The sequence below is a fragment of the Mycobacterium sp. genome (assembly GCF_052144515.1).
Classification (GTDB): domain Bacteria; phylum Actinomycetota; class Actinomycetes; order Mycobacteriales; family Mycobacteriaceae; genus Mycobacterium.
Genome location: NZ_JBKQQD010000050.1, coordinates 1 through 6,362 on the forward strand (window position 1 = coordinate 1; position 6,362 = coordinate 6,362).

A 6,362-nucleotide genomic window follows, 5' to 3' on the forward strand; every position below is an offset into this window, starting at 1 on the left:
TGGTGGTGCTGGGCGCCACCAACCGGCCCGACCTGATCGACCCCGCCCTGCTGCGCCCCGGCCGCCTGGAGCGGCTGGTGTTCGTCGAACCGCCCGACGCCGACGCCCGCCGCGAAATCCTGCGCACGGCAGCGAAATCGATCCCGCTGAGCGCCGACGCCGACCTCGACGAGGTGGCCGCCGGGCTCGACGGCTACAGCGCGGCCGACTGCGTGGCACTGCTGCGGGAGGCCGCCCTCACCGCGATGCGGCAATCCATCGATGCCACCGACGTCACCGCCGCCGACCTCGCGGCGGCGCGCAAAACCGTGCGCCCTTCGCTGGATCCCGCGCAGGTCGAGTCGCTAAGGGCCTTCGCCAACGCCCTCTGACGGCCAGCGAGGGCAAGCGTAGACCGACGCACAGCCCTGGGTTTTGCAGTTGACCGCATTATTGCGTTCTACTGCATTATCGGGCTAGGGTGAGCGAACCAGCCCGGCATCGAAGCGAGGGAAGCCGATGACAGCCACGGCAGCGCGACCGATCAGCGAATTCATGAACGACCCGATCGGCTTTTTCGGCCAGTCCTACACCCGGATGCACAGCATCGACCGCCACGAACTCGAAGAGCTGCAGCGCGAGGCGATGGGCATCCGCTTCCGGGAGCACTACGACAGCATCGAGATGCTGCGCAAGCTGGCCGACCGGCTCGGCATCACTGCGCTCAACGAGTTCAATGACGTTGCACCACTGATGTTTTCACACACGGCATTCAAGTCATACCCGGCGATGCTTATCGACAAGAAGCGCTTCGACCTGATGACCAAGTGGCTGGACAAGCTCACCAGCTACGACCTGTCCGCCGTGGACACCGCCGGGTGCACCGGCATCGACGACTGGATCGACCGCCTCGACGAGCAAACACCGCTGGAGGTGATCACCTCGAGCGGCACCACCGGCACCATCTCGATCCTCCCCAAGGACAAGCGCGGGGCCGAAGAGGGCATGGTGCTGTGGAAGATCTGCCTGTTCCAAACCTTCGGCCAGGAACCGACCGAAGCCGAACTCAACCCGTCGGTGGATGTGGTCTGGCCCAACTTCGCCAACGGCAAGCTCGGACACCTACGCATCGCCAATATGATCAAGCGCGGCTTCACCGGCGGCGACGAAACCCGATTCCACGCGCTCTACCCTTTCGCGGTGGACACCGATCTGATGTTTCTGGCGTCCAAGATGCGCGCGGCCGCCTCGCGCGGTGAACTCGACCGACTCGAGATCGACCCGGCGCTGGCCGCCCGCAAGGACGAATTCATCGCCTTGCAGGCGCGCCAGGCCCAGGACATGGACGCGTTCTTCACCCGCATCACCGAACAACTTCGGGGTAAGCGGGTGTTCATGCTCGGCACCTACCACCTGATGTACGACATCGCCCTGGCCGGCCTGCGGCGGGGAGTGCGCAACGTCTTCGCCCCGGACTCGGCGATTCTCACCGGCGGCGGGATGAAAGGCATTGCGCTGCCTGAGGATTTCATGGACGTTATCAAGGAATTCCTCGGCGTCGACCGAATCCAGGTCGGTTACGGCTTCTCCGAGTCGAGCACGTTCCACTGGGGTTGCAGCGAGGGCCGCTACCACGTGGCACCGTGGGTCATCCCGTTCGTGCTCGACCCCGACACCAGCGAGCCGCTTCCCCGTACCGGTGTGCAGACGGGCCGGGCGGCCGTCTATGACATTTTGCTGCGCGCCCATTGGGGCGGCGTCATCTCCGGCGACGAGGTCACGATCGACTGGGACCTGCGGTGTCCGTGCGGACAGGTCTCCGTGGCGTTCGAACGCGACATCATGCGCTACAGCGAGAAAGCGGGTGTCGAAGACGACCGCATCACTTGCGCCGCGACGCATGAGGTGCACGACGAGGCGGTGAACTTCATGAAGGGTATCGACCTGTGATCGCTTACACCGTACCGCTGTTCTTGCGGGGTCGGGTCATCACCGACGACCTCGTCCCGTTCCATACCCGCATCGGCGCGGCGCAGTTCCAGGCGCCGGACATGGGCAAGTACGTGCGGCACCTGCCGCTGAAAAGCCCGGCGGACATGAGCGACCTCTACCAGTTGAGCTTCGACGAGATCCTCGATGTGCTCGAAACACTGGGCGGCGCGCTGGACTTCGAGTCCAACGCCCACCTCCAGGAGGCCTACGAAGCCTCGCTCATAGCCAATGTGCTGCCGGCGGAAATGCTGAAGAACAGCTATCGCGTTCTGCGGCCATTGTTTTCCCGGGACAGTGTCACCGAAATCGCCGACAGCCAGGTGGGGCTGGACTACCTCAATGGATGGGTTCCGCATACTCTGCGCGACGGTCGTGAGCTGCGCGTGCGGGCCTTCGGATCCCGAACCCTCCACATCCCGGCGGGCAACGGCGGACTGGTCTCGGCGGTGACCATCCTGCGTTCGGTGATCACCCGATCCGACGTGATCATCAAGGCGCCGTCCAACGACCCTCTGACCGCGATCGCGATAGCTCGCACGCTGGCCGACGTCGCGCCCGACCATCCGGTCACCAAGCACCTGGTGGTCGGGTATTGGAAGGGTGGCGACTTGGACGTCGAGGAAATCCTCTACCAGCCGCAGCACATCGAAAAGATCGTGGCGTGGGGCGGCCTGGCGTCGGTCAAGCACGTAACCCGATACATCCAGCCGGGATTGGAGCTCATCGCGCTGGACCCCAAACGCAGCGCCACCATCATCGGCCGCGAGGCGTTCAGCGACGAGCACACGATGCGTGAGGTGGCCCGCCGGGCGGCGATCGACATCGGCGTGGCCAACCAGGAAGGCTGCGCCAATGCCCGGGTCATCTACGTGCTCACCGGAACCGATGCCGAAGGCCTGGCCAAAGCGAATCGGCTCGGCGAACTGATCTACCGGGAACTGGTGTCGCTGCCCGCGGTCGTCAGCACCGCGCCACTGTACCCAGATCGCAAGCTGCTCGAGCACCTGGCGGCCTCACGAATGACCGACGACTTCTACCACGTCATCGGCGGCGAGCAGCGCGAGGGAGCCATCGTGGTCTCGCAATTCGATGAGCCGGTGGACTATTCGGCGATGCTGTCCGGGCGGGTCGCCAATATCGTGCCCGTGGACAGCATCGACAAGGTGACGGCCGCGGTCAACGCCTACACGCAGACGATCGGCATCTATCCCGAATCGCTCAAGCGCCGATTACGAGACACTTTGCCGCTGTTCGGCGCTCAACGCCTGACGAGCCTGGGCTACGCGTGCAGTATTGCGGTTGCGATGCCGCAAGACGCCATCGAGCCGATCCGGCGGATGTGCAAGTGGATCGTCGACGAGGAATGTGATCCCGAGGCGGTCGTTCCCCTGTGGCAGCTGGCGTCGGCATGACCGGACGTCGCAGTGCCCTGCAGGTCGTCGAGGGAATCGACCTGTCCGGCAAGGTATGTGTGATCACCGGCGCGTCGTCCGGGCTGGGCCGCGAGTCGGCCCGGGCGCTGACCTCCGCGGGCGCGCACGTGATCTTGGCCGCCCGCAACCCCGAGGCCCTGTCGCAGACGGCCGGGTGGATAGCGGCCGAGGTGCCCGGTGCGTGGGCGTCGACGGTGCGGCTCGACCTCACCGCGCTGGCCAGTGTCCGGGCGGCGGCGGGCGCGATCCGCGACATCACGCCGGTCGTCGATGTTTTGATGAACAATGCGGGCGTCATGTTCACCCCCTTCGGCAGGACCGCGGATGGATTCGAGTTGCAGATCGGCACCAACCATTTCGGGCACTTCGAACTGACCAGGCTGCTGGTACCGCAGCTTTCCGCCGCGGGGAGTGCCCGCATCGTCAACCTCTCCTCCGGAGGCCACGTCCTGGGCGACGTCGACCTCAACGATCCCAACTGGGAGAGCCGGGAGTACGACAAGTTCGTAGCCTACGGCGCGTCCAAGACCGCGAACATCCTGCACGCCAAGGAAGCCGACCGGCGCCTGCGCGATGTGGGAATCCGGGCCTACGCCGTCCATCCCGGTACTGTGGCCACCTCGCTGGCGCGGTACATGACCCAATCGGACTTTTCGCGGCTACGCGACTACGTTGCCGCCGACGCGGCCACGTGCGGAGAAGCGACCGACGGCTACCTCGACTTCACCACCCCCGACTACGGCGCGGCCACCCAGGTGTGGGCCGCGGTGAGCCCGGAGCTTGCGAGCCGGGGTGGTTCGTATCTCGAAGACTGCGGCATCAGCGAAGCGGTAGAACCTTACGCTTGCGACGAGCAGCACGCGGCCCGCCTGTGGGCTCTCTCCGAGAAGCTCTGTGCGACACGATGAACAGAACTGAGCGACGCAAGCTCGAGGTGCGGGAGAAGATCCTGGCGGCCGCCTTCGATCTGTTTCTGAGCCAAGGTGTGGCGGCCACCCGAATCGAGGAGATCTGCGAGCGCGCCGACGTCGCCAACCGGACGTTCTTCAACCACTTCGCGACCCGTCAGGACATGATCCGGGCGCTGGCCGAGCGGCGACTGGTCAACCTGCACGACGTCGTGTTCGACCGCGCCGACGAAGCGATCCCCGCGCGGCTTGTCGGGGTGTTCGACGACATTGCCGCCGCACTGGTCGGATCGGGAGACACCTACCGCGAGATGATCGGGGAAATGCTCGCCACGAGCGGCTATGGCATCCAGCGCGGATCCAAGCTGCACGACACGTTCGTCGAACTGGTCAAGGAGGGGGTATCCCGCGGTGAGGTCAGCGCGCGACACGACCCAGAAACGCTGGGGGACATCATCGTTGGCGCGCTGTCCGGTGGCATCGTCAACTGGACGATCGACCGGACTTATTCGCTGGAGACCAACCTGCACAACCTCGCTGTCACCCTGGCCCACTTGCTCAGTGTCTGATGTGCGGGCTCACGGCTCGGGCAGCGCGGTCCAATCGCGGGAGAGCCGCGAGGTAAACCGCGGCGGCCGGCGATCGAGGAATGCGGCGACTCCCTCGCGGGCGTCGGCGCCACCCATCACGCGTTGGTGCAGTTGCGTTTCCAGCGACGCGACCTGCCTCGGGGTGTAGTGGTGGCTCGCGCTGTCCCACAGCAGTCGCTTGCATAGCGCCGCCGGCATCGGAGCCACGTTGACCGCGATGTCGCGGGCCGTTTCCAGCGCATCCTCGAGCACCTGCCCGGCGGGTAAGGCCCGGCTCGCGATGCCGAGCACCACGGCCTCGGTGCCCATGAACGTTCGCCCGGTGAGCAGGATGTCGGCGGCCACCCCCAGGGTGGTCAACTGCGCCAGCGTCCAGTGCGACATGCAGTCGGGGATCACGCCCCGGCGCACCTGCACCACACCGTATTTGGCGTCCTCGGCGACGATGCGGATGTCCGCCTGCAACGCGATCGTCAGGCCGATCCCGATGGCGTAGCCGTTGAGCGCCGCGATCACCGGCTTGCGCAATTCAAACGCGGCCGGGGTGATCGGTGACGCCGAGAACGAGCCACCACCCGCGGGGGCATCGAAAGGGTTCGCGCCGCCGGAGAAATCAGCCCCGGCACAGAAGGCCCCGCCCGCACCGGTGACCACGATCGCCCGGACGCCGTCGTCCTCGTCGCACTCCCGATACGCCCGGCTCAGCAGCACCCCCATCTGCGCGGTGTAGGCGTTCAAGTGGTCCGGGCGATTGAGCGTGAGCACCGCGACGCCGTCGTTGACGTCCACCACCACGTCCGCGCTCACCGTGGGACCGGGGCTTGGTGCAGGGCGCCGATCAGATCGGCGATGTCGGCGCTGCGCGGGGTGTAACCCGGGAAGTAACAGCACACTTCGGCGGCGTGGTCGCCGAAACGCGCGACGATCTGCTGAGCGCATTCCTCGGGTGTTCCCATGATCCCGATCCGGGCGACCATCGGGTCGGTGATCAGTCGGCGCATCTCGGCGAACCGGCCCTGCTTGGACAGCGCGTTGAGCTCCGGCTGAATTTCGGGCCAGCCCTCCGCCTCCAGCACGGGCAGGTAGGCGGGGGTGGAGCCGTAGAACGAGATGAGGGATGCCACCCCGTCGATCGCGGGCGCCAGGTCGGCCTCGTCGCGGCCGACGGCGACCATGGCCTGCGCGACGATCTGGAAATCCCGAGCCGTTCGGCGGGAACGGCGCAGTCCCTCGCCGACCGCGGGCATGGTGCGCTCTTCGAAATGGCGGGCACTGTTGAAAGGCATCACCAGTAGCCCGTCGGCGACCTGGGCGGCGGTGCGCGTCATGATCGGGCCCAGCGCGCCCAGCAGCACCGGAGGCGGCCCAAACGGGTTGGGGCCGGGATTGAAGTTGGGCGCCATGATCGTGTGCGTGAAGAACTCGCCCCGAAAGTTCAAGCGCTCCTGGCCTTCCCAGGC

General features: G+C 66.1%; 7 protein-coding genes. 5 read left to right on the plus strand and 2 right to left on the minus strand.

From position 1 onward, the window contains the following. The 5 genes from ACLP9N_RS02530 to ACLP9N_RS02550 all read left to right on the plus strand — a co-directional run. On the plus strand, positions 1 to 371 hold a 371-nt coding region (locus tag ACLP9N_RS02530), incomplete at its 5' end, for an AAA family ATPase (protein WP_442405917.1). Between the two features lie 127 nt (positions 372 to 498). Next, positions 499 to 1,929, plus strand: a complete 1,431-nt coding sequence (locus tag ACLP9N_RS02535) for a hypothetical protein (RefSeq protein WP_442405918.1) — start codon at positions 499 to 501, stop codon at positions 1,927 to 1,929. After that, positions 1,926 to 3,383: an acyl-CoA reductase gene (locus tag ACLP9N_RS02540; protein WP_442405919.1), complete on the plus strand. Its 1,458-nt coding sequence runs from the start codon at positions 1,926 to 1,928 to the stop codon at positions 3,381 to 3,383. Before ACLP9N_RS02535 ends, ACLP9N_RS02540 begins: the two co-directional genes overlap by 4 nt. Further along, a complete protein-coding gene (locus ACLP9N_RS02545; protein ID WP_442405920.1) occupies positions 3,380 to 4,312 on the plus strand; it encodes an SDR family NAD(P)-dependent oxidoreductase in 933 nt (310 codons plus the stop codon). Before ACLP9N_RS02540 ends, ACLP9N_RS02545 begins: the two co-directional genes overlap by 4 nt. Continuing rightward, positions 4,309 to 4,881 carry a TetR/AcrR family transcriptional regulator gene (locus ACLP9N_RS02550; protein WP_442405921.1) on the plus strand — a complete coding sequence of 191 codons (573 nt, stop codon included), beginning with the start codon at positions 4,309 to 4,311 and terminating at the stop codon, positions 4,879 to 4,881. The genes ACLP9N_RS02545 and ACLP9N_RS02550 overlap by 4 nt, the downstream gene beginning before the upstream one ends. Positions 4,882 to 4,890: 9 nt before the next feature. On the opposite strand, the gene ACLP9N_RS02555 is transcribed toward ACLP9N_RS02550, so the two are convergent. Together ACLP9N_RS02555 and ACLP9N_RS02560 are read right to left on the minus strand one after the other, a co-directional pair. Further along, a complete protein-coding gene (locus ACLP9N_RS02555; RefSeq protein WP_442405922.1) occupies positions 4,891 to 5,709 on the minus strand; it encodes an enoyl-CoA hydratase-related protein in 819 nt (272 codons plus the stop codon). After that, on the minus strand, positions 5,706 to 6,362 hold a 657-nt coding region (locus tag ACLP9N_RS02560), incomplete at its 5' end, for an LLM class flavin-dependent oxidoreductase (protein ID WP_442405923.1). The genes ACLP9N_RS02555 and ACLP9N_RS02560, both read right to left, overlap by 4 nt.